We start from the raw sequence: 26970 nt of genomic DNA on the forward strand, positions 1-26970 counted from the left end.
GCCCCAGGGTTCGCTGTGCGTACCCCGGGCAGCTTGCCGGGAATCGACGGGAGTCAGCGTACGACCGTCGATGACCCGAAATATAGGAGGAACGGCAGTGCTCCGGCCAGGAGGAACGGGCCGAGCGGGATGTCCCCGCTCGCGCCCTGCTTCCCGACGATTCTCGCGGCCCCGACAACGGTGCCGCCGAGGAGCCACCCCGCTGCGAGGCCGGCCCAGACAGCCTCCCAGCTGATCCAGCCGAGTCCAGTTCCGAGCAGTCCTGCCAGCTTCATGTCGCCGCCGGCAATTCCGCCCAGGGCGTACAGAGCTCCGTTGACAGCCAAGGCGACGGCCATCGCCGAGGCTGCTCGCGCAAAGTTGCCGCCATGAGCATTCAGAGCAGCGTCGGCCCCCAGCGAGATTCCTAGAACCGCGAATGCCGTGCCTAAAAGAATATTCGGCAGTTTGTGCACGAGCAGGTCGATTGTTGCCAGCGGCACACCGAACCCGCCAATGCCGCTGTACGCGACCAGTTCCAGGGACCAGTCGAAGCGGCACGCGAGTGCGGCGAACACGATGGCTGTCACGGCTTCGAGCAAGCCAAGGGGCGGCGGTGCTGTGGCGGGCTCGCTCGCAGCGGCATATCGGATGACTATCGGGCGCAGCATCAACGCGAGCGCTGCGCCAACGAGTGCCCAGCCCAGGACCGCAGCGGTCTGCATGGCGATTATGGCCCGTAAGTATTCGAAGTTTTCGGGCGAGGCTGGTTCACGAGGTGCCCCCAATCAGCGCTGAGTAGCTCGTCATCAGCACTACCAGATTTACTACTCGCCAGTTGGGAAACTCGCACATTGCTAGTTCGAATGGGTGAACGTTGAAGGCAGAGTACCATTCCGACTTCCGGGTCGGTACTTCCACACCTTGCAGTCAGTATGGGTACGCAAGGTAGACCTGAGCCAGGGCACTCGGCAGAAGTTCGAGTGAGAGGAGTGGAGGGGTGGAGTCCGTGGTCTCCCAAAGGGCATGTCGGCCAGCAGCGGTGTTTTCGAGCGTCATCGTCGCTGCCTTGGCGGCTGGATGCAGCGCGGGCTCGCCGTCCGATCCTGCTCCCGCTGGCTCCTCCGAAGCTCCTGGAGCGCCTACGTCGGCAGCCGCACCGCCAGCGTCGACAGCACCGGCTGACGCCGCACGTCAAGGAGCGGTGGCGGCATACCTCGGGATGTGGGAAGACATGGCCGCCGCGGCGAAGACATCAAACTGGCAGGACCCGCGCTTAGGGCAGCACGCCACTGCCACGGCACTGACCAACATCACCCGCGGCCTGTACGCGGACAAGGCGAATGGTCTCGTGACCAAAGGGCAGCCCAAGAACTCACCCAAGGTGTCATCCGTCGAGCCGCCCACAGACCCGACAAAGGTGATCGTCGCTGACTGCGGCGACGACAGCAATTGGCAACATTATCGTGCGGACAACGGACAGCCGGCCAACGACGGCCCGAGCGGACGTCGGCAAATCAATGCCGTTGTCGAACGGCAGGGAGACGGCGCATGGCGGGTTACCGACTTCGGAATTCACGAGGTCGGGTCATGTTGAGGAGAGCTGCGCTGATTGCGGGGACGACCGGATCGCTGGTGCTCGCAGGAGCAGCCCCGGCGTTGGCGGGCGGCCCTTGGGGATCTGCGGATTGCCAGCAGACTCCGTCCCCGGCGTGCCAGCTCGGCGCGGGCCAAGGCGGTACTGACGGCACCCCCGGGCGAGTCCCGTCCGGCCCCGGCAGGAATCCGGGCCGACAGGGCGGAGGTCAACACGATGACCAGCCGGACACCGGCGACCGAGTGATCGGCCCGAACGACAAGAGCGCCGACTGCGGATACCAGCGCTCGGACTACCGGCCCCCGGCGGGTGGAACGATCACCGCCGCCTATCGGCCATCCGACCGGGAACGCGGCACTGAGGTCCGGCCTGCGGTGTTTCGCCTGGCGAGCGTGCGGACGGCACCGTTGGTGCACACCGCCGCGCGGCCTCTGCAGGCGCAAGCCAGCCCTGGTCAGGGACCGGGCGCGTGGTACCTGTACAAGTGCTCCGGCCCTGGCTTCTCGGATGCGCTGTACCGGACGCCGATCTGGATTCCAGACAGCCAAGCGCCTGGTCCGGCTCCGCTGCCGTCGCCTGCGGAACTAGCGCAGGCCGCGCGCAACCAGCTCCGATTGCCGAGCCCCACGATCGCGGCGAACCCGCGCCGAGATCAGCTGGTGGCCCTGCCGACGTGGTTGTGGTTGTCGAGCGGCTGGGATCAGCAGTCGGCCACGGCCTCCGTCCCCGGGGTCTCGGTGACCGCGGTCGCGAAACCGACCTCGCTCGTGTGGTCGATGGGCGACGGATCGAAGGTGACGTGCGGCAGCGGCGGCACCCCGTTCCCTGCCAAGGGCGATCCGAAGGCAGCGTCGCCGGACTGCGGTCACACCTACCGGACGTCCTCGGCCGGGCAACCGAACAACGCATATCCGGTCACAGCCACCGTGCACTGGGCGGTCTCATGGTCCGGGGCTGGCCAATCCGGAACATTCCCCGACATGACGACCACAGGCAACGCGGCGTTCCGCGTGGCGGAGAGCCAAGCGCTCAACACCGGCGGACGGTGATCCGCAACGGGGCACGCGCTCCGCGCTGACAACCACAGAACTCAGTCCGAACAGCCACCGCGCCGCAGACGGCGTCGCGGCGCGGTGGCGCCATGCCTGAAACCAGAAGGGAGGCCGGTCATGAGCACACCCCCCTCGACACGCACGGACACCGCTGGCACGGCGACCGCGCCACCGGACGCCTGGGCCCAGCGGGGAGGCAAACAGGAGCCGCCGTCGCGCTGGAAGACCGTTCGCCCGTCTCGGCGGATTCCGTACCTGCTGCTCGGTGTCGTGTTAGTGATCGCCTGCGCCGCCGCGGCGGTGATCGTGTCCATCCAGCTTGACAACCGACAGCCGGTTCTGGTGTTGGCTCGTCCGGTCACCGTCGGCCATCTGTTGTCCGCACCGGACTTTCGGCAAGTCTCCGTGTCTGCCGATGTCGGGCTCGACGCAGTACCGGCCGCCGAGTCGTCCACTGTGGTCGGTCGCCCTGCGGCGTTCAGCTTGCCTGCCGGCACACTCCTGACCCGTGGCTCGCTGGGGCCGCCGGCGATCCCGGTTGACGGCCAGGCAATTGCCGCGGTGGCATTGAAAGCCGGACAGTTCCCGCCAGCGCTCGCACCTGGTGCGCGGGTCGCTGTACTGGTGTCTTCTGGTTCAGCTTCGACCGGGACAGCGAGTAGTAATCCCGGACAGGTTGCGGTTCCGATCGCGCAGTGGACTGCGACGGTGAGCGATGTCGGTGCGGGCCCGGACCCGCAGAGCACGGTGGTCTCGTTGCAGTTGCCAGAGGCGAACGCCCGCCAGCTCGCCGCCGCTCCGGCAGGCCAGGTCAGTCTCGTCGCATTGAGCGGAGGCGGCGGCTGATGTTGATCGCTCTGTGTTCGCTGAAGGGGTCGCCCGGGGCGACGACCGCCGCTCTCGCGCTGGCGGCGCGATGGCCGGCCGAGCAGACACCGGTCGTGGTCGAGTGCGATCCTGCGGGCGGAGACCTGGCCGCGCGGTTCCGGCTGCCCTCAGCGCCTGGGCTGGTGAGTTTGGCAGCCGCAGCACGCAAGAGCGCGGAGGCGTCGGTGCTGTGGCAGCACGTCCAACGCCTGCCGGCTGGACTTGGGGTGATCGCCGGTCCGGTTGGTGCGGAGCAAGCTCGTGCTGCCTTGGGCGTTCTCGCGCCACGGGGCGCTTCGGTCTTGCGCGCCGCAGGTGATCAGCCTGGCGTGGTGGTGCTGGCCGACTGCGGTCGAACAGCCCCTGATTCACCAGCTCTGCCGATCATCCGGGCGGCTGATGCGATGGTGCTCCTGGCTCATGCCCGCGATGACGAGCTGTCTCATGTCGCCGGCAAGCTCCGAACCGCGGCGACGTGGAATTCGCGACCAGGCTTCGTTCTTGTCGGTGACGGCTATGCCACGGCCGAGGTCGAACACGAACTCCAGATCGGGGTCTTGGGCAGGCTTCCTCACGACCCCAAGGGCGCTGCGGTGCTGTGCGGGTACAGCCGGAACGGGCCGAGTCCGGACCGCTCGGCGCTGGGGCGTGCGGCGTTGCGGCTGGCGCACGGGCTCGCCTCGGCGCGACGTCTGCATGCTGCGGCGAATGCGCCAGCAGCCTTCGGTGCCCGAGCGAACCACTCTCGTGGTCCAGTCGCCACGCCGCTGTCTCTGCATCGAGCGCGGTCGTCGACGAACGGGACGCGCCCATGACCTCGCCGCACATCTACCCGGGCCAGCAAGCCTCACCTAACGGTGTGTCGATGCCACCGAACCTGCCACCGCCCACCTCTTCATTTCCAGGGCCGACGAGCGTTCCTGGCGTCGACCCTCGCCACGCCGCGGCCGTGGATCGGCTGCGCGTTCATCTTCGCCGAGAACTGTCTCGGCAGTTGTCCACCCGTATGCAGGCCGACGACGATGCCGGCCGTCCTGCGATGGAACCGGGCGAGCGGCGTCGGATGGCGCAGGCGATTCTCGCTGATGCCGCGGAAAAGCAAGCACAGCACGAACTTGACACCGGCGGGGCGGTAGTGCCGCAGGACGTCGAGCAACGTGTTGTTTCCGCTGTGTTGGACGAGATCTTCGGTATGGCTGGCCTCGAGCCGTTGCTCGCGAATCCGGACATCGAGAACGTCAACATCAACGGGGACCGAGTGTTCGTGCGTTACGCCTCAGGCCTGCGGGAACGCCTGCCTCCGATCATCGGCTCTGACGCCGAACTGGTGGATCTGATCCGCGATCTCGCCGCACGCTCCGGTGTGGAGGAACGGCGCTTCGACCGCGGCAGTCCGATCGTCAACTTCTCCTTGCCTGGCGGCGAACGTGCGTCGGCGGTGATGGCGGTGACGGCCAGGCCGTCGCTTTCGATCCGCCGTCATCGGTTCGCTCGAGTAACGTTGCGGGAACTGCGGGAGAACGGAACGGTCGACCTGGCGCTGGAGAACTTTCTCACGGCGATGGTGCGGGCACGCAAGAATGTGCTGGTGACCGGCGGCGTCGCGATCGGCAAGACGACCCTGCTGCGAGCGTTGGCCTCGGCAATCCCGCCGCACGAACGGCTCGTTACCATCGAGGACGTCTTCGAACTGGGACTCGACCACGACCCTGGTCATCCGGATGTCGTCGCGATGCAGGCGCGCGAAGCCAACGTCGAGGGCCAGGGCGAGATTTCACAGTCCGAGCTGGTGTGGCAGTCCCTGCGAATGAGTCCGGACCGGGTCATTGTCGGCGAGGTTCGCGGCCCGGTCGTCATTCCGCTCACCAACGCGATGTCCATGGGCAACGACGGCTCGATGGGCACGCTGCATTCGTCCCTGTCCAGCGGTGTGTTCACGAAGCTCGCCGCCTACGCGGTCCAAGGGCCTGAACGCCTTTCGCTGGAGGCCACGAACCTGCTGGTTGCTTCCGCGCTGCACTTCGTGGTCCATCTGGAGAAGCCCCGGGGCGAGGACGGCAAGCGAGTCGTGTCCTCAATCCGCGAAGTCGTCGGTGCGGACGGCACTCAAGTGATTTCGAACGAGGTGTGGCGCCCAGGGGCTGATTTCCGCGCGATTCCCGGCATTCCGCTGCGGACGGCCACGGTGGACGACCTTGTCGACGCGGGCTTCGACCCGGATCTGTCGGGCCGGGCTGAAGGGTGGTGGAAGCCGTGACTACGACCACCGCGTTGATGGCACTGCTCGGAATTGGTGTCGAACTCGGTCTGCTGCTGATTGTGGCCGCCTGGCGGGGCGTCACTGTGCGCTGGCCTCGTTGGAGCCGGCGCAACAGAGGACAGACCGGACGGGATCCGCTCCGGACGCGGTGGCTGCTCGCGGCCGCGGCAGTGGGCATCGTGGTCGCCATCGCCACGGGATGGCTTGTCGGGGGCGTGCTGGCGGCAATGGCGACCTGGGGCTTGCCGCGGGTGCTCGGTTCGGACAAACAACATGCCCGAACTGTGGCTCGCATCGAGGCGATCGCGTCGTGGAGCGAGATGCTGCGCGACACACTCGCTGCGGCGGCGGGGTTGGAGCAAGCCATCGTTGCCACTGCGGAGACCGTGCCCGAGGCGATTCGCCCGGAGATTCACGAGCTGACGTTCCGTCTCGAACGCGGCGACCGGCTAGCTGCCAGCCTGCGGCACCTGGCCGATCAGCTCGCTGATCCGACGGCCGACCTGCTGATCAGCGCTCTGGTGCTGGCCTCGGAGAAGCAAGCGCGTCAGCTGGCCGAATTGCTCGGCGAACTCGCGACCGAGACTCGTGAGCAGGTGTCCATGCGGCTGCGGGTGGAAGCTGGCCGCGCTCGCACCCGGACCAGCGTCCGGATGATTGTCGGAGTCACGTTGGCGTTCGCCGCCGGGTTGACCGCGCTCAACCGCGGTTACCTGGCTCCCTTCGACTCAGCCTTCGGACAGATCATGCTCGCCGTCGTCGGTGCGCTCTTCACGCTGTCGTTTCTGTGGCTCGCCCGCATGGCTCGTTATCAGACCCCAGACCGGTTCCTGACTGACCTTGACGCACTGCGCGGCCGCGACGGCGCGACAGCGTCCACAGGGGAGGGGCAAGCATGATCACCGCATTGGCAATCGGAGCTGGGTTCGGGCTCGGGATTTGGGCCATCCTGGTATGGGCAGTGCCACCGCGTCCCGGTCTGGCCTCACTCCTGCGGCGACTCGACAACACGCCTACGCCAGCACCGATTACGCCACTGGAACGTTCTGGCTGGGCGACCACGCTGGGAAAGCCGTTCGTCGGGCTGTTGACCGCAGTCGGGCTGCCCAGCCCTGTCGTGCGCAAAGACCTCGCCATGACCGGCAGGCCTGTCCCTGCCCACCTGGCTGACAAAGCGGCACTCGCGATTGCCGGGCTCTTGCTGCCGACGCTCGTCTCGGTCGCGCTTGCGCTGCTGGGCATGCCCCTGGCTTGGGAGGTATCGCTGATCGCGAGCTTGCTTACCGGGTTCATCGGATTCTTGCTGCCCGACATCACGGTTCGGCGCGCCGCCGCGCGCCGACGGGCTGACTTCCGCCTCGCGCTGAGCGCCTATCTGAATCTGATTCGGGTCACTCTCGCTGGGGGTGCCGGAGTGGAAGGCGCTCTTACTGACGCAGCCACGGTTGGCCGTGGCCGCTCGTTCAACCAGATCCGACGTGCGCTGACGATCGCAAAAGTCACCCGCGTCACCCCGTGGGCCACCCTTCGCGCACTCGGGGCCGAACTTGACATCCGCGAGCTCGCCGAACTGTCCGCGTCAGTCAGCCTTGCAGGCACGGAGGGCGCCCACGTCCGCGCGTCCTTGCAAGCCAAGGCATCCGCACTGCGGACACGGGAACTCACCGAAGCCGAGGGCGACGCGCAAGCTGCCACCGAACGGATGAGCCTGCCCGTGATTGTGCTCTTCATCGGTTTCCTCTTGTTCATCGGCTACCCGGCTGTGGCTGCCGTGCTAGGAGGGGTTTGAAAGCCAGGTATCGGTAATCGACACTTATGGGAGGAAACAATGTTGACGCCAATTGTTCTCTTGTGGAGCTTCGTCAAGGACCACGTGCGGCGCCTGCGTGAAGACGAAGGTGGGTACACCACGGAAACCGTACTCGTCACCGCCGCGCTCGTCGCTCTGGCCTTGGTCGTGATCGCTTTGCTGGTGAAAGTGGTCACCGATAAGGCCAACAGCATCCACATGTGAGTCCGCCGATGTGGATCGATGGTGACAGCTCGCCGAAGGCGACAACATCTACGACGCCACGGCTGTTGATGCGTGGAGGGTTGCGTCAAATCTTGGCGGACGAGCGTGGCGCGGCCACGGCAGAACTCGTGCTCGCTACGCCTCTGTTGCTGCTTCTGATCATGTCGATCGCGCAGTTTGCGTTGTGGATGCACGCTTCCCATATTGCTCAAGCCGCCGCATCTCAAGCCCTGTCGACTACGCGAGTGCTGGGCGGGACTACCGCGCGCGGGCAGATCGAGGCCAACCAGATTCTCCAGCAACTCGGCAGTGGCCCGCTGCGCGATCCGCGCGCCATCGTGAGTCGAAGCCCGGACCGGGCGGCAGTGCACGTGGAAGGCAGCGTGATCCAAGTCGTTCCTTTCCTGACACTGACTGCCGAGGGTGACGCTGTGGGTCCGGTCGAACGCTTTCGCTCCGGAGCCCAGCCGTGAGCGCGCGGCGAGTCCGTTATGGACAGCGGTTGCGCTCGCTCCGTGACGACGAGCGAGGATCGGCCGCCGCGGAGTTGGTCCTGCTCACTCCGGGTCTGATCATGATGCTCCTGTTCATCGTCTTCTGCGGACGAATGGCGGATGCCACCCTGCGGCTTGAAGACGCAGCTCACCAAGCAGCACGTGCGGCGTCTCTCGCGCGTAACGTGACCAACGCTCGGAACGACGCTCACGCCACTGCGTCCGCAGCGCTGGCCAATGCCGGCATCACGTGCCGGAGTCTGGCCGTTACCGTCAATACCGCGGGATTTCAGCCAGGGGCCACCGTCAGCGTGGAAGTCACCTGTACGGCGGGACTGTCAGACCTCGCGCTCCTCGGAATGCCGGGAAGCATTCAGCTCTCCGCGTCATTCTCGTCCCCTGTGGACACATACCGCGGCGTCGCCGCCAATGCCGGGGGTACCTGATGTTCGGCACCTTGACCGTCCGGCTGCGACGTCTGCGCGCGGATGAAGACGGACGAGTCACCGCATTCGTCGTCGTGCTGGTCACCGCAATCATCGCATTCAGCGGACTGGTACTCGACGGCGGCCTTGCCCTGGCCGCGAAAATTCGCGCGATCGGCGAGGCGCAAGAGGCTGCCCGTGCCGGAGCGCAAGCCATCGACCTGTCCGCCTACCGTTCCAGTGGAGCCCTGCGGTTGGTGCCCAGACAAGCAACCATTCTGGCGCGCCAGTATCTTGCTGCCACCGGTGAAAGTGGCAGTGTGTCTGTAGCTGGCAACACCGTCACTGTGACCGTGACTGTCAGCCAGCCAACCCAACTACTCGGGTTCGTCGGGATCGGTTCGATCACTGTTACCGGCACAGGACAGGCTCAGCCGCAACGAGGAATGTCCGGCGAAGACCGTGGACTCGTGGTCTCGGAAGGGATTCCCGGTTCGAGCGGAACCATGGGCAGCAGACGATCGCCGCTCAAATTCCCTTGCTGCAGCTTCTTTTCAGCCGCCGTCGAGAGGAAGCCGCGATGAAAGGCCACAGGCAGTCCGCCGCGGCGAAGCCGGTGAGAGTCGTGACGTTCGTCGACGGACCGGACTCCGTGCTGTTGAACCCGTACGTCCCGCCGTCGCGGTGGCGCGCCGAACGCGTCCGCGCCGCGCTGCACCCACAGGTCGTGATCGGTGTGCTGGGCGGTATTGCCTTGACCGCCGTCGCAGTGAGCTCGGACCTGGGCGTTGCCTTGGTCTGCGCCGGAGTTCTCGCGGCGGGAATGGGCGTGGTAATCGGCTGGGATCGTGCCGCCGGATTGCTCACCGAGCATGACCACGACCCTGCCTCCTCGTGCCGGCTGGAACGCCGACGGGGCGAGTTCTTCTTCCGCAGCCGCGACTTCACCGGCCTCGGCGCAACCGATACCGCAGCGCGTGCCATGATCACGGGCGTGGACGAGCTGCGCCGCAGCCCGGCCCGTGCCTGGCTTGGCTCCACTGTCCCACGCGAGATGCATTGCATCGTGTGGCAGACACTCCAGTTCCTGGACCGCACCCGCGCAGCCCGCAGCCTCGCCGACGAACTCGCCGGCGCGCCCAAGTCCGCAGTCGGCGAGCTGGGTGCCGTGGCACGCGAGGCGGTTGCTGAGATCGAGGACGTCCTTAACGAGGTCTTGCTTCACATGCGCAGCTGCCTCGTGTTGACTCGGGCATGGGAAGCGAAGCTTCGGCATGCCAAGCTGGCTGCAGGCACTGAGGCAGCCCTTGCCGCCTTGCCCGAGCACTGCGAGGCCCAACAGTTGTTGCATACCGCGGAAACGTTGGCGCAGCACATGTTCAGCGGCATCACCGCTGCCCGCGACGTCGTTGACGCCGGAAGGTTTCCGTGGGAACAGCCGGTCGAGTCGTGGCCGTCGTCAGAGGGGCATTGCCGATGAGTGCGTTGTCGAGGAATGCCCGTATCACCTGCTGTGGACCGACAGCGGCGAAACCCCGTCGCAACGACGTGCCGCCGAAAGCTGAAAGTGCCGCGCGTCAACGGAGAAGGGAGAAAAATGGCCACCGGTGAGGAGATCGAGCGCCGCGTCGAGGAAGTCGACTCTGCTCGCAGCGCACGACGATCAGCCGCAGCAAAGCAGGTCGGTGACCTCGCGGAGAGGCGATCGGAGATCGCTGGCCAGCTCGCCGCGATCGAAACGCAACTCGGCAAAACCTTGGCCGCTGCCAACGACGTTATTAGCATCGACGAGCTTGCGCAGTTCACCGATGTATCTGCCACTGACCTGGCTCGTTGGTTCGATGGTCAGAAACCCCTTCGCGTCAAAAGCCAGCGATCGAAGGCCAGTGCGGCAGCTGCGAAGGCGGGTCCGAACCACCGGCCAGAATCGACGAAAAGGACAGCAGTCCATAAGTCATCTGCGGCGTCAGAGGTGGGAGCGACTAGCGCCACTACGACGGAGGCGCGTGCACCTGTCCCGCCAACGGTGACCTGACCTCGCTACTCGGCGCGGCACAACTGTGCCGACGCTGGTGGATACCACATCGAGCACGATTTCCACATCGCCACGAAAACGGGCAAGTCATGACCGCGACATCAGAATCAGCGCAACGGAAACCGGCCCGACCATTCGCCGCTGGTCACCGTTCCTGGTTGGTCCTCGCCGCCACGGTCCGAGTGCTTGCCCGTGCTCTTCGCGCTCTGCTGGCAGTCGTCGTCTTGCTTGCTCTGATTGGCGGCTTGCCTACGGCACTCGTTCAATTCATCGGCTGGCCATTGCCCGACCACTTGCCTGCCTGGGACGAAATCCAGAACACCCTGCTCGCGCCGATGTCACCTCAGTTCCTGCTCGACGCCCTGGCTTGCGCGTTGTGGCCCTTGTGGGCCCGGTTCACGTTCGACGTGCTGGCCGCGATCCCGGACGTGGTTCGCTGCGCGCCTTGGCAGCGCTCAGGGGGAAGCGTCCGGGATGGCCCGCTACACGCAGCCGCGGGCGTGCTGGTCGGGACGATCGTGTTCTCCATCCTCAGCAGCCGGACAAGCGCCCCGACCACAACGACACAGGCTGCCGCGCTCGAACCCTCCGCAGACGGACGCACCACCATCGCGACGGCGGTTCACCGTTCTGAGATCCTGTCGACAAATAGACCCGCGATCGTCACCGCCGCGGCGCATACTCGAGCTGCCACGGCGAGCCAGCAGGACATGGAAACTGTGCGGCCACCTGAACACGGTGTGCACGACAGCCTGTGGCGGGTCGCTCAACGCTGCCTTGGCGACGGCAATCGCTGGCCGGAGATCTGGAAGCTCAACCGTGGCACCACGCAGATCGACGGGACGGTGTTCACCACGCCGAGTCTCATTCGGCCAGGTTGGCAACTGCGGTTGCCCGCGCTGACATCCGTCTCTCCCGCGCCGCCCCCTGTCGCAGAGCACCCCAGCCCGCCCGATCGGCCACAGGCACCTGGCCCCGACACACAAGCCCCTTCAACCCCGCTGCCGTCCGTTCCTTCGCCGCCAGCCAAAGCCGCTCCTGCCGCTGCCGTTCCTGGCATTGGGATCTCATTGCCCACCGGTGCTTTTGTCGGCCTGGGACTTGCCGCGCTGATCACTGTCGCGATGATAAGTGTGCGGCTGCACCGCCGAAGCCGTTATCGGCCCAGTGCAGCCGAACCTGATGATCCGGGCGGGGCCCCGGTCGTACGTGCTCTGCGGATCGCATACGACTACGCAACGCTGCCCCACGACGGCGAGAATGCGTCGCGCATCTCGCAGCAGCCCTCCGGTTTCGCGCGGCCTGCTGACCTCGATGCGCGTGACCGCGCGCAGGCCACCGCGCGCGCAGCGTTGCCCACGCAAGAGACGACCGTGCTCGGCCTCCGCGAGGGACAGGCTGTCGCGCTTGACCTCGCCCGCAGCTGCGGGCTCGGACTCATCGGCCCCGGTGCCCACGCCGCTGCGCGTGCCCTGATCGTCGCCCTGCTCGCGCCAGCGGTGAACGGTGGCCAAGGTGCATTCGTGGTCATTCCTGCCGCTGACGCCGAAACCCTGTTCGGTACCGACCTGCCTCTGGGGGCGCCTGCCCGGCTCCGCATCGTTGACGACCTGCCGGCCGCGCTGTCAGTCCTGGAAGCAGAACTCCTCACACGCGTCCGCGACGACGAAGCCGACCAGGAGCATGACGCCGACGACAGGGCGCATGCGGTGCTGGTCGCAACGCCCGCGGGAGATGTCGAGCGACGAATGCAGGCCATCCTCGACAACGGCGCCGGTCTCGGCTTGGCCGGCGTGCTTCTCGGCCAATGGCGTCCCGGCGGCACCGCGCGCGTCCGCAACGACGGCACCATCGGAGCGACCAGCCCGACTCTCGCCGATGCTCTGGGCGGTGCCCGCTTGTTCACCCTGCCCGGAACCGACACCACAGAGCTGCTCGCCCTCCTCCACGCCGCAGAACCGGATGACTCGGAGCCGCCCGGACAGCCTGCGGCCGAGACGACCTCCGTGCGCAGGGGCGAAGACGCCCCCGCACGCCGTGCGGCGTTTGCTGCCACCGACGACGCCGGTGCGGACTGCCCGACACACCAGACGAACTTCGAGTTCATCACCGGCGGGGCGCACGAACCAGCACCCGTAATGTCAGCATTGCCAGCCTCGCCACCGGCGCGCCGCGCGATCGACATTGCTTCCCCGGACGCCACCACCGAGCAGGAAACCCCCGAACTTCCGCCCAACAACGATCCTCGACCCCCGCCGCGTGCCCCTATCCCACCGCGAACAGCCGGCTCATCGAAGGACGGGAAGCCCGCGACCTCTCGGGCAGGCGACGAGCAATCGACCGGTCGTCCGTTGCTGCAAACACCCGCCCACGCCTCCGTGCAGCTCAGCGCCGACGAGGACACGCCGCTGCATCTGCAGGTGCTCGGCCGACTGCGCCTGATGCGCGTTGAACCGAATCCCACCGATCTCATCGAGTGTCTTGCGCCGCGCCAGCGCGAAGTCCTCGTTTACCTCGCGCTGCACCCCGAGGGCGCCCGTCGCGAGGTGCTCGCCGCGGCGCTCTGGCCCGACGCACCAGGCGATCGCCCCTACAATTCTTTCCACGCAACCCTTTCCCAGTTGCGCCGTGGACTGCGTACTGCGACAAGGAATGAGATCACCAACATCACCGCTAACGACGACGGGCACTACGCGCTCGACCGCTCCGTAGTCACGGTGGACCTCTGGGAGGTGTTCGACGCGCTCGCCCTAAGCCGCCACGCAGCAATCGGGACCGACGCGGAAGCCACCTTGCGACGCGTGGCCGAGCTGTACCGAGGCGACCTCGCTGACAGTATCTCCGCAGACTGGATCGACGGACCACGCGAAGCAATACGCCGCGAAGTCCTCGACGCACTCAGCGCCTTGATCCGCACAATCGGCGATGGTGACCCGAAGCAAACGCTCGCACTGCTCGAACAGGCCCGCAGCCTCGATCCGTACAACGAGGCCATTTACCGAGACCTGATGCGAATCCAAGCTCGGCTTGGCCAGTACGACAGCATCTCGCGCACGTTGAGCCTCCTGACCAACTCGCTAGCTACGCTGGACCAGCGTCCTGGCCGCGACACCATCGGGCTCGCCGACTTCTTGCGCCAGCCTCGTGGCAGCCAACGACGAGGCCGAGAAGCGAGCTGAGCGGCAGTTCCCGGTCAGCTACCTGCGTCCGGGCGTGGGGCTAGTCATCGTCCCTCAGCATCATGGTCGCGTTGCTGCGCACGTGGATCTCATCGTCAACCAGGACAGCCACTACCGGCTTGACCAGAACGATCCTGACCGCCGACCTCTGGCGGGCTCCAGGACGCGATTACCGCCAGTCGCCAGGCCTCGGCAACGGCCGTCGCGGCGACGAGCCGTGTCGCCGAGCGGTACCGCGGAGGCCTTGCCGAAGGCATCTCCGCGGAATGGATCGACGGGCCCTGCGACGTCCTCGGCGCACTCAGCACTTTGGTTCGCAAGATCAGAAACCGCAGCCCCGGACAGGCACTCGCCCTGCTGGAACAAGCCCGCCACCTGCATCTGCTCACGCATCATTGGCCGACCTCGACCAACGCCCCGCCCCAAGCGCAGCCTTGTGGACGCCCTGCAGCAGCCGAGAAATCACATATCCCACTGGGCAAGCCAGCTTAATCAGCCCAGTGCCTCGCGCAGCGGATAACCGTGATTCCATCGCGAACCCAACTATCGAAGGCTATCAAACGCGAGCCAACCTCGTTATACTGTGCTGATTCCTCGCGGATACTTTGAGCGTCGTGACGTGAACGTATTTGTGTGATTCCGGGAGACAGCGGAGGCGATCCGCGGCGTGGCCCGAGGCCAGTGCTCTGCAGCGTGTACAACCAGCACGGAGCCGGCGGCGAGCCCGTACGCCTCTCGCCCGTCCATCTTCCTCTCCACCTTCCTCTGCGTCTTCTTCTTCGGACTCCTCTTAGAGAGGAGTCGGGACGTCAAAGCCTTGTTGCAGATCAAGGCTAGGCGGCCCCTTCCTCCGTGTCCTCCGACTTCGGTGCCGGCAGGCACGTGAACAGTCGGCTTGGGTGCCGTGTTGGCTATCTGATGCTCGCACCGCCTTCCGTCCGCAAGTTCCGTTGTGCTGTAGCCATCTTCTTCTTCATTCTCATTCGTCACAGCTTTTCTTCCATTCTTCCTTCTTTTTCATCCTAAGTGACTGCATAGCTCTTTCCCTCTTTTCCTTGCCCGCAAGATAAAACCTAACGATACAGAAATATGACCTCATAGATGTTGACAACCACATAAACGGCGTGGCTGCAAGTGGTGTGATTCGAAAACGGCAAGATATCCAAAGAGAAATTCGTACCGAATCCAAGCTGTGCGGGTTGCGGGCGCGGGCGCTGGCTGCCGCTGTGCGGGTTGCGGGCGCGGGCGCTGGCTGCCGCTGTGCGGGTTGCGGGCGCGGGCGCTGGCTGCCGCTGTGCGGGTCCTTCTCTTCCTCTGCGTCTTCCCAGCTCAAGGGCCTGGCCGGCCCTGGGCAGGGGGTCGATGCCGAAGGTAACGGCGAGATAACGGAACCCGGCTGAAGCTTGAAAGTGTCTAGTCAGTATGTCAACCTAGACATTTAACCGAGACAGACCGGAGAGATAAGACAGAGAAGGGCGTGAGGACCGGGACACGGCGTCCCGCGAGCGATCTCCTTCCTTTTTTCCTTAAAGGTTTGGTCGTTACGAACGATAAGACCCGCATAGCGCGGGCAGCGGCTTGGGCCGCGCGGACAGCAGCGAAACCGTGCAGGGCAGTAGTGGGGAACGACGCGTAGCCAAACGCGCATTTCTAGTCTGAGATGCGTAGTAACTGCGCTTGCAGCCCCGTTATGTGAATCCCTTGCTATAGAGCGGAGTAGCGCGCATAAAAGGCATGCCTGCCAGTGGTGTGTCCCCAAGATAACTACATGGTGGTCTAGCGCCGAAAACCGTCACAACGTGTGGGCGTCCGGATTGTGTAGAGCGGTTGCCGACATTGAACGACACTCTCTCAAGCGCGTCGCGCTTTCCTGTTCATAGCACGCTATGTCTCACGGGCATGGTTCCCTGCGTTGTGCGCTAGACATAACGGCTTCCCTTTTGGGGAGGTTCAGGGAATGCGCTACCGGCCGACCGGGCGCTATCGCTTGCGGTTACGCATCGCACGGACATAGAAGATGATCCCCTTTGCGCGAATCGCACCCGACGTGTCCAGATTTCGGCCCGTACCAGTTCGCAACTGGCCTGAACCGCCAAACGACACGCAACTACAACATCATTGGAGGTTCTGTCATGACGCGTAAAGACTTCAAAGAAATTGCCGATTCCGTACGTCGGGAAGTTGTCGCCGACGACGAACGAAAAGCGCTCGCCGACGCCTTGTGCACGTACTTCAAATCGGTAAACTCGCGATTCGACCGCGACCGTTTCTTTGCCGCATGCGGTCTGTGATTAACACCAATCCGCACCCGCTGGGAGTGCCAATCATGAACAACCCTGAAATTTCTTTTTCCGAAGATGCGCACTTGTTCTTCAGGCAGAATTTCCGTTACGGGACATGGGACGGTGAAGACTGCGTCCGAGATAATGACTGGTCCGGATTCGGCTTCGTGCTCGGATCGGGCGGTGATCCGCTGCCAATTCCCGGCGATTACCTCACCGGGCACCAGTGCGCCCACCTGGCGGACGTGTCCAACGGGCACGCGGCGGTGCGGCTCATGGAGGAAGCGGCACCCGGCAAAGCGGCCGAGTGGAACGGTCTTCTTGCCTACGACTACGGCGATTCCGCCGCACGTGCGGCCGCCGACCGTATCGGTGCTGCTCTCGCCGGATACCCGCTGCTCGACGACGAAGACCTGTCAGGGCGGGAATCCGAGAATGCCGCGCGCGTGCTGATCGCCTGCTACGACGTGCCCGAGGAAGGCGCGGCGGACGTCGTTTCGGCGTTGAGCGATGACGGGCAGACCTTGTGTACCGACTGCCACGGCTGGGATATCGACCACATCATGTTCGAGCTGGGATATCGGCAATGCATCGAGTGCGACAAGTGGCTCGAAAGCGCTTGTGATGAGCCACTGCATTACGACTGCGCCGAATACTACGCAGAAGACGACTGCGAATGCGTTTCGGTCATGGTCGACGGATACCGGCACGGCAATCACACCGTAACCATGTCGGACGTTCGCGAAACATTGCGTGGCTGCGAACACTGTTACCCGGTTGTCTACCCCTACGGCAAAAACGTGCGTGGCTTTCACAACATGCCGCAGTGAGCCGGGCGGAAGAATTGACGCGATCTGACTGTGGCAACTAACCGCATGGTGTTGTGGCGTTTCGGTGCCGCGCGCGTAGGCGTGCGGACGCCGTGACCGCACAACGGTTTCCCTTAACGAAAGTGGGTTTGTCATGTCCAAAGAAACCAGCGAATGGCTCAACAACAACGTTCTGATTGGATTCACCGACAAGCGCGGGCACGCATGGCACTACCGGGCATCGGCACAAGGCAGCGAGCCGAACCACTACCCCGGACCCGTTCCGGTCGCCGACGTGCAGCGGCGCTTGTTCTACTGGACCGCCGAACCGGAACCGGTGCTTGTGGCGGGCAAGTTCGGCCTTCGCCGCGTGCCCAACAAGCAAGCCATCACCGCATCGGATACCGGTGACGTCCTCGGGATCTTCGCCGACGGCTACACCGTGCACCAATACCAGGAATGGCTGTTGGACAAGGTCGGCACCATCCTGGACGACGGTCTGTCGATCGGTTCCGCGGGCCTGCTGCGCGACCGCCGACAGGCCTGGGTGAGCGTGGAAGTGCCCGAGAACATCACCACCCCGGAAGGCGTGGAGTTCCGGCCGAACCTGGTCGCCTGCACCAGCCACGACGGCAGCCTTGCCACCACCTACAAGCGCACCGTGACCAACGTGGTGTGCGACAACACGATGTCGGCCGGGCTGCGCGAGTACGGCCAGCAGTTCAAGGTCAAGCACTCCAAGAACGGCAAGTTCCGCATCGTGGAGGCCCGTGACGCGCTCGTCATGGTCCACACGGTGGCCGAGGAATTCGCCGCCGAGGTCAAGGCCCTGTGCGAAACGACCGTGACCGACCAGGCATGGCGCGCCTTCCTGGACGCACACACTCCGGTGCCCGAGGAGAAGGGACGTGCCCGCACTACCGCGACGAACGAACGGGCCGCGCTCAACCGGTTGTGGAACACCGACAACCGGGTCAGCCCGTGGCGCGGTACCGCGTGGGGAGTGGTGCAGGCCATCAACACCTACACCCACCACGAAGCGATCGTGCGCAACGCCTCCCGCGCCGAACGCAACATGTCCCGCGCGGTGGACGGAAAAGCCGACGCGCTCGACCAGGACACCGTGACGACGCTCGGCAAGGTGCTGGCCTCGGTCTGAAAAGGACTGTCGCCGCTTCGGTGCCCGCGCGGCCGATCGCCGCGCGGGTGCCGTGGCCGCGAGATGGCCATAGCCGACGCCCGAACCAGTTGTAGGGCACACCAACCGCGACACAGAAAGGAAAACAACCCATGGAGATACAGGCATTCGCGGCAGCGATGGCGGAAGCGCTCGACGGGACATGGACGGTCGGACCGGGCCACCACGGTCACCGTGACCGATGCCTCATCGGCCCAGACGGTGAACAGCTTCACGTGTGCTATTCCGACTGGGAGAAGACACCACGGCTCAGGCTGTCCGTCGGCCTCCCGGCCGACCTGGCGACTATCCGGCATCGCCATGGCAACCCGGTGCCGTCACACGAAATCACGGTGTCCCCGGCAAAGACACCCGAAACGGTCGCCGCTGAGACTGCCCGGCGACTGCTGCCCGGCTACCGGGTCACCCTCGCGGAAACCCGCGAGCTGAAACAACGAGTCGATGACCAGGCCGCCGCGCGCGACCGGCTCGCGCACGCCATCGCGGACCCGTTCGGCGCGACCGTCCACGCGCCCGGCCCCAGCCCGCTCGGCCACGACCCGCAGGAAGCGATCGTGCGCTACCAGGGTCCTCTGGTCGGCACCGCCACGGTGCCCCGCAACGGCGGACACGTGGCCTTCGCCTTCTCGGTCGCTCCGAGCGAGGCCGCCCGTGTCGCCGCGTTCTTGGCGACATTCCCGCGAACGACGGATTGAGACCCGCGACCACTGATGACCCGCCCGGCTGTAGGTGGACTGAACAAGACAGCCCCGCACCACCTATGAACTGAAACGAAGGAGGCACATCGCCATGTCCCTAGGAACTCTGACAATGCACCACGACTACGAGTCCGGCACCACCGTCGAGGGAACCACTCGTAACAGTCCTGCGCACTTGGCGCTGAAGGCCCATCCGTCATGGACCTGGTCCCGTTACGCCGCGGCGTGGCTGTTGCGATCCTCTCGGCATCGCCAGTCCAAGCCGTACGCCCTCGCCGAGATCGAGCGCGTGCTCACCGATGCGGGCTACACGGTCGAGCGCGACGTCGACGACACGATGCCCAGCGTCGAACAGCGAGAGGCCGATCTCGCCGACCGGATGGACGACCGGGCCGACCGGCTCACCGAGCGCTCAGGGAAACACCAGGCCCAGGCCGACGCCACGCGGGCGAAAGCCGACTACGTTTTCCACAACATCCCGATGGGCCAGCCGCTGCTGGTCGACCACTACAGCTACCGGGCCGACCTCAACCGTCGCGAGCGCGCGTGGAACAACCTCGGCAAATCCATCAACCAGGGCGAGTACGCCGACGAGCTGGCGCGCCGCGCCGACACCGCGTCGCACCACATGGGCGCCCGCCACAACCCGGTCACCGTGGCCAACCGGATCGAGACGCAGGAAGCCGACCGCCGGCGTCTTCAGCGCGAACTTGACGGCGAACCGGGCTGGGTGACCGAGACCGACGAGCACGGCCAACCGCGGGACCGCTGGGTAACCAGGCGTCCCGGCGAGGAGCGCGCAGCCTACCTGCGGCGCGAAATCACCACCCTCACCGAGCAGATCGACTACTGGAAGGGCATCTACGCCCAGCTCCAGGCTGAGGGCAAGGCGTCCACGCTGGGGCCGGACACCGTGAGCAAGGGCGACTGGGTGCTCTACAACAACATGTGGATGCGGGTACGCCGGGTCAACAAGAAGTCGGTGACTGTGCCGAACCCGGTCTTCCCGCCGCCGCAGCCCGGAGAGAAAGAGGCCACCTGGACCGTCGCCTGGCACAAGCTGCGCGGACACCGCACCACGGAGGAGATGCCGCCGGAGGTCGTCGAAGCATACGAGGTGCCAGGCGTCGACCGGAGCAACTGATGCACCTGCTTAGCTACTGCTCTCTGCTGGGCTTTGTCGATCGGCTGGCCCGGGGCGCTCCTTGCCGTGTTGGTGGAAGTGCACGGTACCGATCGTGTTGGCCTGGACTATGTTCCTGGCGGTCGTCCCGTCCTTGGCGGCAGTGACAAGCGCCGCGCCGAGGCGTAGTTCCCGGCCGAGGTCGTCGATCCGTGCTTTCAGTCGGCCGATCGTGCGCTGGTGCGCGTCTTGCTCGCCGACCGCCTGCGCCATCCGTACCGCAACGTCGTGCGTGCCCGGGTAGCCAGCCTCAAATTTGGCGATGGCCCGCCGCAATCGACGCGGCATCTTCCCATGCATACGAGCCTCACTGAGCCTGCGGGCCAGAGTCCGCGCCGATGCTCGCTTCTCGGGGGTCAACTCCTGGCCGCTGGCCAGGTCAGCGGCCACCTGCCGGCACAGCTCGGCCTCTTCGTCGGCCAGGCTCCCGGTGAGCTTGAGCAAGTCTTGTGCCAACCGTGCCAGCTGCGCGTGCCACTCGAAGTTCACGCTCCTTGCCTTCCAGCGCAGGTCGCCAACACGGCGATGGTGTTCTGCCCGGACCACCTTCGCCTCGGCGAGTTCCGCCTCAGCCATGTCGAGCTCGTTCAGCACCGGCTCCAGCTCAATCCTGATTCGCTTTAGAAAACCATACAGGCTGGTCATGTCATCCAGTGCCACAATGAAGACACGGCGTTCAAACATGGAGACGAACACCGTGCAAGGCAGCAATGCTTCAGAAACACCGAAAAATGTGCGCATTTCGCTGACCGCGACCGTCAATGCCTTCCGGTACGACTGCAACTTTCCTGGCAGCACCGGGGCGACCACCATGTCGGGTCGTGCGTCGATGTCCGTGCACGATCGAGCGTTCAATGCCGGCTCGGTAAGCCTCTTTGTATCGCCCAAGCACTGCACGCCGCACAGGTCGACGGCCTGCTCGCGGCCCGCCCGCCACGGGTCCTGATGCTCAAGAGTGATGCTTCCCGGCGCAGGGGTGATGATTGCCAGACAGCGACGCGTCACGTCGTGCATGTCAGTCCACTCCGCGAAGAACCGCTCGTGCAGCTTCGGATTGTCGGCCGTGCGCGCCAGGAGAAAGACCAGGCCCGGATAACCGCCATCGCTCATGGTGCGGAACCGGCGGCCGAGAAAACCTCGAACCGAAATCTGTCGCGGCCCTGATAAGAAACCCATTGCGCCCTCACGGTCGAGCCAGATGGTCTGGGTACCCACCCATAGTGGCACGCGGAATCGCCCACTCGGCCAGCAGGCGAGCCGCTGACAGCCAGGGCGACCGGCTCGCAAAGCCGTGATCGATCGATGCGGTGGGTCCGGCGGGACCCACGGATTGCTGCGTACCGGGATGGCTACCGCCGTGACCTGTGTCGACGAGGTGGCCGCCACCCGCGGACTCCGATGACGCGCCGGAACTCCGTTGAAGCAGGCTCAGCAGGTGGTTCGCGACCGGGGCCCTCGGGTCACTACACCCCCCCGCTGACCGCGGCTGTCTCGGTAAGGTGTCTAGGGAAACAGGGCGGCAAACAGATAGTTGGTCACGCTCAGAGGCCGGCCGACCCTGGCAACGCGAGAGAGGGCCGCAGATGGACAAGGACGAGCACATCGCGCAGCTGCGCGCCCGCCGACAGCGCATCGAAGCGATCGAAACCGCCTTGGAGAGCATCCGCGACGTGGAAAGCTCTCTGCAGGAGATGCGGGAGATCCTGCTCCAGCAGCGGAAGGTCGAACGGACGGAGCGGCTCGCCGATATCCGTGAAGCGGACAAGGCCGGTGTGCCGAAGACCAAAATCTCCAAGGAGGTCGGCCTCAGCCGCGCGAACCTTTACAACCACCTCAAGGGTGCTCCGGCGGACGAGTAGCCGGATTCACGCGTCTGGGCGGTTGTCGGAGCCAGCGTCATGCGCCGGAGCGCTCTGGGAACGTCACGGAGGCTCGTCCCGGGCACCCGCGACGGTGCGCTGCTATCGGCAGAGCTGGCCTCCTCGCTGCCGGTAGAACTCTACTGGGTCGACGGCCTGCCCGTTGACCTCGATTTGCAGGTGCAGGTGCGCTCCGGTGGAAGCTCCCCGATTTCCGACCGCGGCGATGGGCTGGCCGGCGTGAACGGATTGGCCTTCGCGGACCAGGTTGTGGTCGTTGTGGCCGTAGATCGTCACGATCCCGTCCCCGTGCTGGATGCGGATCCAGAGGCCGTAGCCGGACGCCGGGCCTGAGCTGATCACGGTGCCGGAGTTGGCTGCGAGGATCGGCGTGCCGATGGGCGCGGCGATGTCGAGTCCTTTGTGGAATTCGCTGCCGCGGTACCCGAATCTGGAGGTGCAAGTGCCGCTCGTCGGGGTCGTCCAGCCGCCGGTGTTCGCACTGGTCGTACAGGTGGCACCTTGGACGGCCCCGACGATCTGGCGCGCTGCTGGCTCGAATTTCGCGTAGCGGCCGGGAAATCCTGATCGCTGCACGGTCTGGGCGGCAACGGTGACCGGCATGTTCTGCCAGTTCGGCAGCGCCAGCAGATGCCGGTAGAACTGCTCGCTGCTGTAGGCGGGGTCCATGATCTGCGCGACCGTTCCCCAGCCTTGCGACGGCCTCTGCTGGAACAAGCCGACGCTGTCGCGATCGCCGTAGTTCAGGTTCTTCAGCCGTGACTCGGTGAGCGCCGTGGCGACCGCGATGACCCAGCCCGGCTCGGGCACGTTCATCCGTTTGCCGACCGTGACGATCGTCGCCGCGTTGCTCATCTCCTGCGGTCCGTACCCCGCTGCCGAGGTCGTGCTCGCCCCGACGGGGGCGCAGTTCAGGTCTCCGGCGGAACTGCTGGAACTGCCGAATACGGCTTGAACCACAGCGATGGCGCCGCCGCCGATGAAGAGCATGATCACGACGACGAACCCGGCGCCGGCGGCGGCCATCTTGCCCATGACGCGTCACCTCCACGGATGCGCGGGGTCGGGCGGGGGCATCGGGGAGGGCGGGGCCACCTCCGCACGCGTGGCGACGGGCGTCGCGGCCGCCGGACGCTGCCCGCCGCCGGGAGCCGAGGCGCGCAGGCCCGGCCAGAGGGCGGGCAGGCCCGCCAGCGCCACTCGACCGGCGGTGCCGGACTCGTCGAGCCGTCGCCAGCGCGGCGCGGCCATGTCGAGCGGGTCAGCCGCGGCCTCGCCGCTGCTGGTCGCCACGGGTACGCGTGCAGGCCGGTCGAGACCCCGCAGCGCCTCGGCCATCGCGCTGCGTGCATTGACTTCGCGCCTGGCGCTGGGCAGCCACACCAGCACGGGTGTGGTGATGCCCGTGACCTCGGCCAGTCGCTCGTAGCGGGCGAGCTTGCCTGCCAGGCGGGACAGTTGCTCGGTGCCGAAGTCGAACTCGATGAACCACTCGACCTCCCTGCCGGCCTCGCGCCAGCGGCCGTAGCCGTCCGGGGTGACGATGTCGCCCCAGTGCCGGCCGCACCGGGCGGCCGACCACCACGCCGCGAGCACACCAGCGGTGCCGGGTTGACGGGCTCGGCGGATCAGGGTGGTGAACAGCCCGTTGCAGCCCACGGTGTGCGCCAGTTGCAGCGAGAACGCGCGTCCGATCTCGCGTTCACGGCTGTAGCCCAGTTCCTTGGGGTCGATGCCGTCCTCGCGGGCCAGCGCGACCGCTCCGGCGGTGTCGAGGACGTAGTGCATCGGGTGCGAGCCGCGGTCGCGGTGGGGCTGGAACCGGTGCAGCACGCCCCATTGATAGAGGTTGCGCAGGCGCAGGTTCGCGCTGCGGCGACCGGTGAAGGCGACGTCGATGATCTGGGTGCTGGTGAGGACGTGGTGTTCGAACAGCATTCGGCACAGCCACCGGTCCCGGTCGGTGAGATGCCGGGCCAGCCACGCGTGATGCTCGGCCGTGTTGAGCACCCGCGCCGCAGTTCGTTCGGGCCGATGTGCCCGCAATTGTCGCTGCGGGGTGGGATTGCTGACCATCGTGAGTGCACCTCCAGACGTGCGGGACGCGGGAACGCCCTGCGGGCAAACGGAAATAGCTGAGCGGGTCAGGCCGCGCGGCGCGGGTCGAACGCCACCGGCTGGGCGTTTTCGGCCGGATCGGGCGTGTTTCGAGGCTTGGTGTTCACGAGCGCGAGCCGCCGGATTTCTTTGGCCCGGCCGGGAATCGCGGGCGGGAGCTTCTGGGTGACTGCGGTGAACGGGGGAGCTTCCTCGCTGTCGAGCACCAGTCGCGCGGCGATGTGGAACCGGCCGAGGTTGGCGAGGTCGTGTTCGGAGAGCCGGGGCGCGGTGTGCCGGGCCAGGTGCCGGGCGTCTTCGGGCGACGCCGAGAAAATGATCTTCGAGCGGGCGTTGGTGCTGATGCCTTCTTCCAGTTCGCGCGGCAGCTGCCGCAGGTACTGGTGCGCAAGCGTCATCGACATCCGGTAGCCGCGGGCTTCGGCGAGCATGTCCTCCATCGGGTACGCCAGGTTGAGGAAGTTGTGGCACTCGTCGATATAGAGCGACGCGTCGTGGCGGTCGCGTTGCGGTATCCGGGCGCGCCGGGTGGCGGCCTGCCACGTGCGGGCGACGACGATCGAGCCGATCAGTCGCGCGGTGTCCATCCCGAGCGCGTCTTTGCCCAGGCGCACCAGGCAGATCCCGCCGTCGAGGACCGCGTCCATGTCTACTGTGGACTGGCCGCCGGCGAGGGATGCTCGCACGAACGGGCGCAGCAGCAGGCCGCGGAGCTTGTTCATCAGGGGCGCGACGACCTGCGCCCGGCTGGCGTCGGACAGATCGTCGTACCAGTGCCAGAACCCGGTCAGGACGTCGTCGGAGATCTGTTCGAGCGCTCGCTGCCGGAAGGCGGGCACCGTGAGCAGTTTCGGCAGGTCGGTCAGCGTGGGTGTGCCGGGCAGCTCGCGCAGGGTCAGCAGCCCGGAGCGCAGGATGTCCTCGGTGCGCGGCCCCCAGCTGGAGGCGTAGACGTGGGAGAAGATCGACACCAGGTTGTCCACGGTGCGCGCGGTGTCGTCGCCTTCGAGCGGATTGAGCACGGGCGGGAGGGAACGGCTGTCGGCGTCGAAGAGCACCACCTTCTCCCCGAGCCGCGAGGGCAGCCGCATCAAGGTGTCCGCGACCAGATCTCCCTTGGGATCGATCACGACCAGGCCGCGGCCGGCTTCGGCGTCGTCGAGGATCATCCGCGCCATCAGCTCGGACTTGCCTGACCCGGTCGCACCGAGGATGTGCAGGTGATGGCGCGCGTCGGCGACGCGCAGCCCCACCGGTCGGGAGTGGCCGGAGTCGGTGATTCCGATCGGTTTCACTCCGGCGCCCTCGGTGGCGATCCCCGGTGGCGGCGGCACCGCCTTCGCTCCGGCGCGCTGCAAACCGGGCACGGCCTCGTCGGTCGGGACGTGAGCGAGCGCGGCCAGCTCAGCGATCGAGAGCAGATCGCCGGAGGCGAGGCGCCGTTCGGCCACGGACTGGACCGGACGCGCGAGCCGGACGCGACGGTAGTAGTTGTGTTCGCTGTAGGCCGCGAACGCGCTGGCGATGGCATGCCCGCGTCCGCGCAGGTGTTCCCGCACCGGAACCCGCTCAGTACTGGTCGCGTGCTCGTCGACCAGGGTGGCCACGGCGTACCGGATGCGGGTCTCGTACTGGGAGCTGCGCTGCTTGGCCACGATGACCCGGTCCTGCGCCGAGGTTTCCAGCGAGGTCTGGTGATCGACGACCGGCCGCTTCGCGGTCGTGGCGGGCTTGCGCGATCCGGTGTGCGGGGTGATCAGGTCCAGGAGGCGACCGGCCAGCCGGGCCGAGCTGCCCGTGCGGACCCGGCGGGCAGCTCGGCGGGCTGTGCGGACACGCGCGCCGGTGACCGGGCGCGCGAGGATCTGCACCACGGCCCGTTCGTGGGTGGCCATGCCTGCCGGTGCGCCCAGCAAGGCCCGGACGGGGTCGGTGGGGAAGTCCGACCGGATGGGCAATGCCTCGCTGCGGGCCAGGCGCAGTTCGCCGCCCACGGCCTCGACCGCTTTGCCCGGCGGATTGGCCAAGGGGATCGGCGGCTTGGCCGGCGCGGTCCGGGTGTGCGCGCCGGGCCAGGCAGCCTCGATGGCGCGTTCGGCCATGCCAGGCGGTACCACGCCCGGCAGCCACAGCCGCAGGGCGACCCCGGTCTGGGAGAACACGTACTCCCACACGATGTGCGGCTGGCCGTGCATCCGCCGTTTCCAGCCGGACCGCAACAGCCCGACCAGGTTCGAGTACAAGGCCGCCGCGCCGTCCGGATCGACCGTGGGCGGAGCGAGCACGGTGACCACCCGGGCGTCGGCCACCATCCGGTCATGGCACCGGCGCGCCCACCACCGTCGCCCGACCACAATGGCGGCCACCGCCAGCGCCACGGCCGGCCCGACGAGCGGCCCCCAGGACAGCGCGAATTCCCGCAGTGCCGCGACGAGAGCGCGCACTGCAGCACCGGGATCGCGCAGGTAGTCCTGCAACGGCGACGCAAGCGTCCTCGCCGAAGCGACAACGGATTGAGCGGATGACATCAGAAAGCCCCTCTTTCGCAAGGAAAAGTCGCAAAGGTGCGGATTCAGGCCGCGTGTCGTCCGGCGTTCGTTTGGCCTTCGTGCGTCGGGGTAGGCGCGGACGGGTTGCAGGGGCACGAGTCGCAGATGACGGCACCGCTTGCGTGCCGTTCGGCGTCGAAATCGGCCTGCCACTGCGACAGCCGCCCCGCCATGCCCTTGAGCGACCCGCAACGGCAGTGCGGATCAGGCAGCGCTGTCGAGGTCGACGTGGCCGTCAGCGTCCGCATCGAGAGCCAGTTCGGTGTCGTCGACGCCGAGATCGACGAACGCGCCGCCGTCGTCCGTGCTAGATTCGTGGTCCGCGTACTGCGCCAACTCGGCCGGGTCTGT

The 26970-nt window shown here is 66.2% G+C and carries 26 protein-coding genes; 19 read left to right on the forward strand and 7 right to left on the reverse strand.

The annotated features are described in order from the left end of the window. Positions 1-53: 53 nt before the first annotated feature. A complete protein-coding gene (locus FKO37_RS12455) occupies positions 54-704 on the reverse strand; it encodes a hypothetical protein (RefSeq protein ID WP_051165943.1) in 651 nt (216 codons plus the stop codon). 479 nt (positions 705-1183) lie between these two features. On the opposite strand from FKO37_RS12455, the gene FKO37_RS12460 reads away from it, so the two are divergent. The 3 genes from FKO37_RS12460 (at position 1184) to FKO37_RS12470 (ending at position 3474) form a co-directional block, all read left to right on the forward strand. Next, complete coding sequence (locus tag FKO37_RS12460; protein ID WP_235079095.1) at positions 1184-1576, forward strand: hypothetical protein; 393 nt, start codon at positions 1184-1186, stop codon at positions 1574-1576. 392 nt (positions 1577-1968) lie between these two features. Beyond that, positions 1969-2625 (forward strand): hypothetical protein, encoded by a 657-nt coding sequence (locus FKO37_RS12465; protein WP_235079097.1) that lies wholly within the window; start codon positions 1969-1971, stop codon positions 2623-2625. Between the two features lie 120 nt (positions 2626-2745). Further along, positions 2746-3474, forward strand: coding sequence for an SAF domain-containing protein (locus FKO37_RS12470; protein WP_081655062.1), 729 nt, complete (start codon positions 2746-2748; stop codon positions 3472-3474). Positions 3475-3863: 389 nt separating this feature from the next. Here the strand turns inward: FKO37_RS12470 and FKO37_RS12475 are convergent, their stop codons facing one another. Then, a complete protein-coding gene (locus tag FKO37_RS12475) occupies positions 3864-4070 on the reverse strand; it encodes a hypothetical protein (protein ID WP_143271435.1) in 207 nt (68 codons plus the stop codon). Between the two features lie 236 nt (positions 4071-4306). On the opposite strand from FKO37_RS12475, the gene FKO37_RS12480 reads away from it, so the two are divergent. The 15 genes from FKO37_RS12480 to FKO37_RS12550 all read left to right on the forward strand — a co-directional run bounded on the left by FKO37_RS12480 (position 4307) and on the right by FKO37_RS12550 (position 20033). Further along, positions 4307-5752: a CpaF family protein gene (locus FKO37_RS12480; RefSeq protein ID WP_037359949.1), complete on the forward strand. Its 1446-nt coding sequence runs from the start codon at positions 4307-4309 to the stop codon at positions 5750-5752. Further along, a complete protein-coding gene (locus FKO37_RS12485) occupies positions 5749-6654 on the forward strand; it encodes a type II secretion system F family protein (RefSeq protein WP_238604462.1) in 906 nt (301 codons plus the stop codon). The genes FKO37_RS12480 and FKO37_RS12485 overlap by 4 nt, the downstream gene beginning before the upstream one ends. After that, positions 6651-7544 (forward strand): type II secretion system F family protein, encoded by an 894-nt coding sequence (locus FKO37_RS12490; RefSeq protein WP_037359951.1) that lies wholly within the window; start codon positions 6651-6653, stop codon positions 7542-7544. The genes FKO37_RS12485 and FKO37_RS12490 overlap by 4 nt, the downstream gene beginning before the upstream one ends. A gap of 39 nt (positions 7545-7583) precedes the next feature. Next, entirely contained in the window at positions 7584-7769 is a 186-nt protein-coding gene (locus FKO37_RS12495) for a hypothetical protein (protein WP_037359953.1), read from the forward strand. Next, positions 7766-8242: a TadE/TadG family type IV pilus assembly protein gene (locus tag FKO37_RS12500; protein ID WP_235079100.1), complete on the forward strand. Its 477-nt coding sequence runs from the start codon at positions 7766-7768 to the stop codon at positions 8240-8242. Before FKO37_RS12495 ends, FKO37_RS12500 begins: the two co-directional genes overlap by 4 nt. After that, entirely contained in the window at positions 8239-8709 is a 471-nt protein-coding gene (locus tag FKO37_RS12505) for a TadE/TadG family type IV pilus assembly protein (RefSeq protein WP_268745720.1), read from the forward strand. The genes FKO37_RS12500 and FKO37_RS12505 overlap by 4 nt, the downstream gene beginning before the upstream one ends. Beyond that, on the forward strand, positions 8709-9272 hold the full coding sequence (locus tag FKO37_RS12510; RefSeq protein ID WP_308196524.1) for a TadE/TadG family type IV pilus assembly protein: 564 nt from the start codon (positions 8709-8711) through the stop codon (positions 9270-9272). Before FKO37_RS12505 ends, FKO37_RS12510 begins: the two co-directional genes overlap by 1 nt. Positions 9273-9313: 41 nt before the next feature. After that, on the forward strand, positions 9314-10168 hold the full coding sequence (locus FKO37_RS12515) for a hypothetical protein (protein WP_143271436.1): 855 nt from the start codon (positions 9314-9316) through the stop codon (positions 10166-10168). A gap of 117 nt (positions 10169-10285) precedes the next feature. Then, positions 10286-10723: a hypothetical protein gene (locus tag FKO37_RS12520; protein ID WP_143271437.1), complete on the forward strand. Its 438-nt coding sequence runs from the start codon at positions 10286-10288 to the stop codon at positions 10721-10723. Positions 10724-10881: 158 nt separating this feature from the next. After that, the gene (locus FKO37_RS12525) at positions 10882-13902 is read left to right on the forward strand and encodes a BTAD domain-containing putative transcriptional regulator (RefSeq protein ID WP_238604463.1); all 3021 of its coding nucleotides are present in this window, start codon (positions 10882-10884) and stop codon (positions 13900-13902) included. Positions 13903-16034: 2132 nt separating this feature from the next. After that, positions 16035-16193 (forward strand): hypothetical protein, encoded by a 159-nt coding sequence (locus tag FKO37_RS12530; RefSeq protein WP_158242509.1) that lies wholly within the window; start codon positions 16035-16037, stop codon positions 16191-16193. A 35-nt stretch (positions 16194-16228) separates the two neighbouring features. Next, positions 16229-17014: a hypothetical protein gene (locus tag FKO37_RS12535; protein ID WP_143271439.1), complete on the forward strand. Its 786-nt coding sequence runs from the start codon at positions 16229-16231 to the stop codon at positions 17012-17014. 133 nt (positions 17015-17147) lie between these two features. After that, on the forward strand, positions 17148-18152 hold the full coding sequence (locus tag FKO37_RS12540) for a DUF932 domain-containing protein (protein ID WP_037364546.1): 1005 nt from the start codon (positions 17148-17150) through the stop codon (positions 18150-18152). Between the two features lie 158 nt (positions 18153-18310). Next, on the forward strand, positions 18311-18886 hold the full coding sequence (locus FKO37_RS12545) for a hypothetical protein (RefSeq protein ID WP_238604464.1): 576 nt from the start codon (positions 18311-18313) through the stop codon (positions 18884-18886). 94 nt (positions 18887-18980) lie between these two features. Next, positions 18981-20033 carry a DUF3560 domain-containing protein gene (locus FKO37_RS12550; protein WP_081655199.1) on the forward strand — a complete coding sequence of 351 codons (1053 nt, stop codon included), beginning with the start codon at positions 18981-18983 and terminating at the stop codon, positions 20031-20033. 9 nt (positions 20034-20042) lie between these two features. On the opposite strand, the gene FKO37_RS12555 is transcribed toward FKO37_RS12550, so the two are convergent. Then, positions 20043-21287 carry a hypothetical protein gene (locus tag FKO37_RS12555; RefSeq protein ID WP_143271440.1) on the reverse strand — a complete coding sequence of 415 codons (1245 nt, stop codon included), beginning with the start codon at positions 21285-21287 and terminating at the stop codon, positions 20043-20045. Between the two features lie 368 nt (positions 21288-21655). On the opposite strand from FKO37_RS12555, the gene FKO37_RS12560 reads away from it, so the two are divergent. Next, positions 21656-21931: a hypothetical protein gene (locus FKO37_RS12560; RefSeq protein WP_037364558.1), complete on the forward strand. Its 276-nt coding sequence runs from the start codon at positions 21656-21658 to the stop codon at positions 21929-21931. Positions 21932-22033: 102 nt separating this feature from the next. Here the strand turns inward: FKO37_RS12560 and FKO37_RS12565 are convergent, their stop codons facing one another. The 4 genes from FKO37_RS12565 to FKO37_RS47135 all read right to left on the reverse strand — a co-directional run bounded on the left by FKO37_RS12565 (position 22034) and on the right by FKO37_RS47135 (position 26955). Further along, positions 22034-22987 (reverse strand): M23 family metallopeptidase, encoded by a 954-nt coding sequence (locus FKO37_RS12565; protein ID WP_037364560.1) that lies wholly within the window; start codon positions 22985-22987, stop codon positions 22034-22036. A gap of 6 nt (positions 22988-22993) precedes the next feature. Beyond that, a complete protein-coding gene (locus FKO37_RS12570) occupies positions 22994-24028 on the reverse strand; it encodes a replication-relaxation family protein (RefSeq protein ID WP_037364563.1) in 1035 nt (344 codons plus the stop codon). Positions 24029-24096: 68 nt separating this feature from the next. Next, positions 24097-26598, reverse strand: a complete 2502-nt coding sequence (locus tag FKO37_RS12575; RefSeq protein WP_101438028.1) for a type IV secretory system conjugative DNA transfer family protein — start codon at positions 26596-26598, stop codon at positions 24097-24099. Between the two features lie 225 nt (positions 26599-26823). Next, a complete protein-coding gene (locus tag FKO37_RS47135) occupies positions 26824-26955 on the reverse strand; it encodes a hypothetical protein (RefSeq protein ID WP_255806977.1) in 132 nt (43 codons plus the stop codon). Between the last annotated feature and the right edge of the window lie 15 nt (positions 26956-26970).

Source organism: Amycolatopsis sp. Poz14 (assembly GCF_006704225.1).
In the GTDB taxonomy this organism is placed as follows: domain Bacteria; phylum Actinomycetota; class Actinomycetes; order Mycobacteriales; family Pseudonocardiaceae; genus Amycolatopsis; species Amycolatopsis nivea.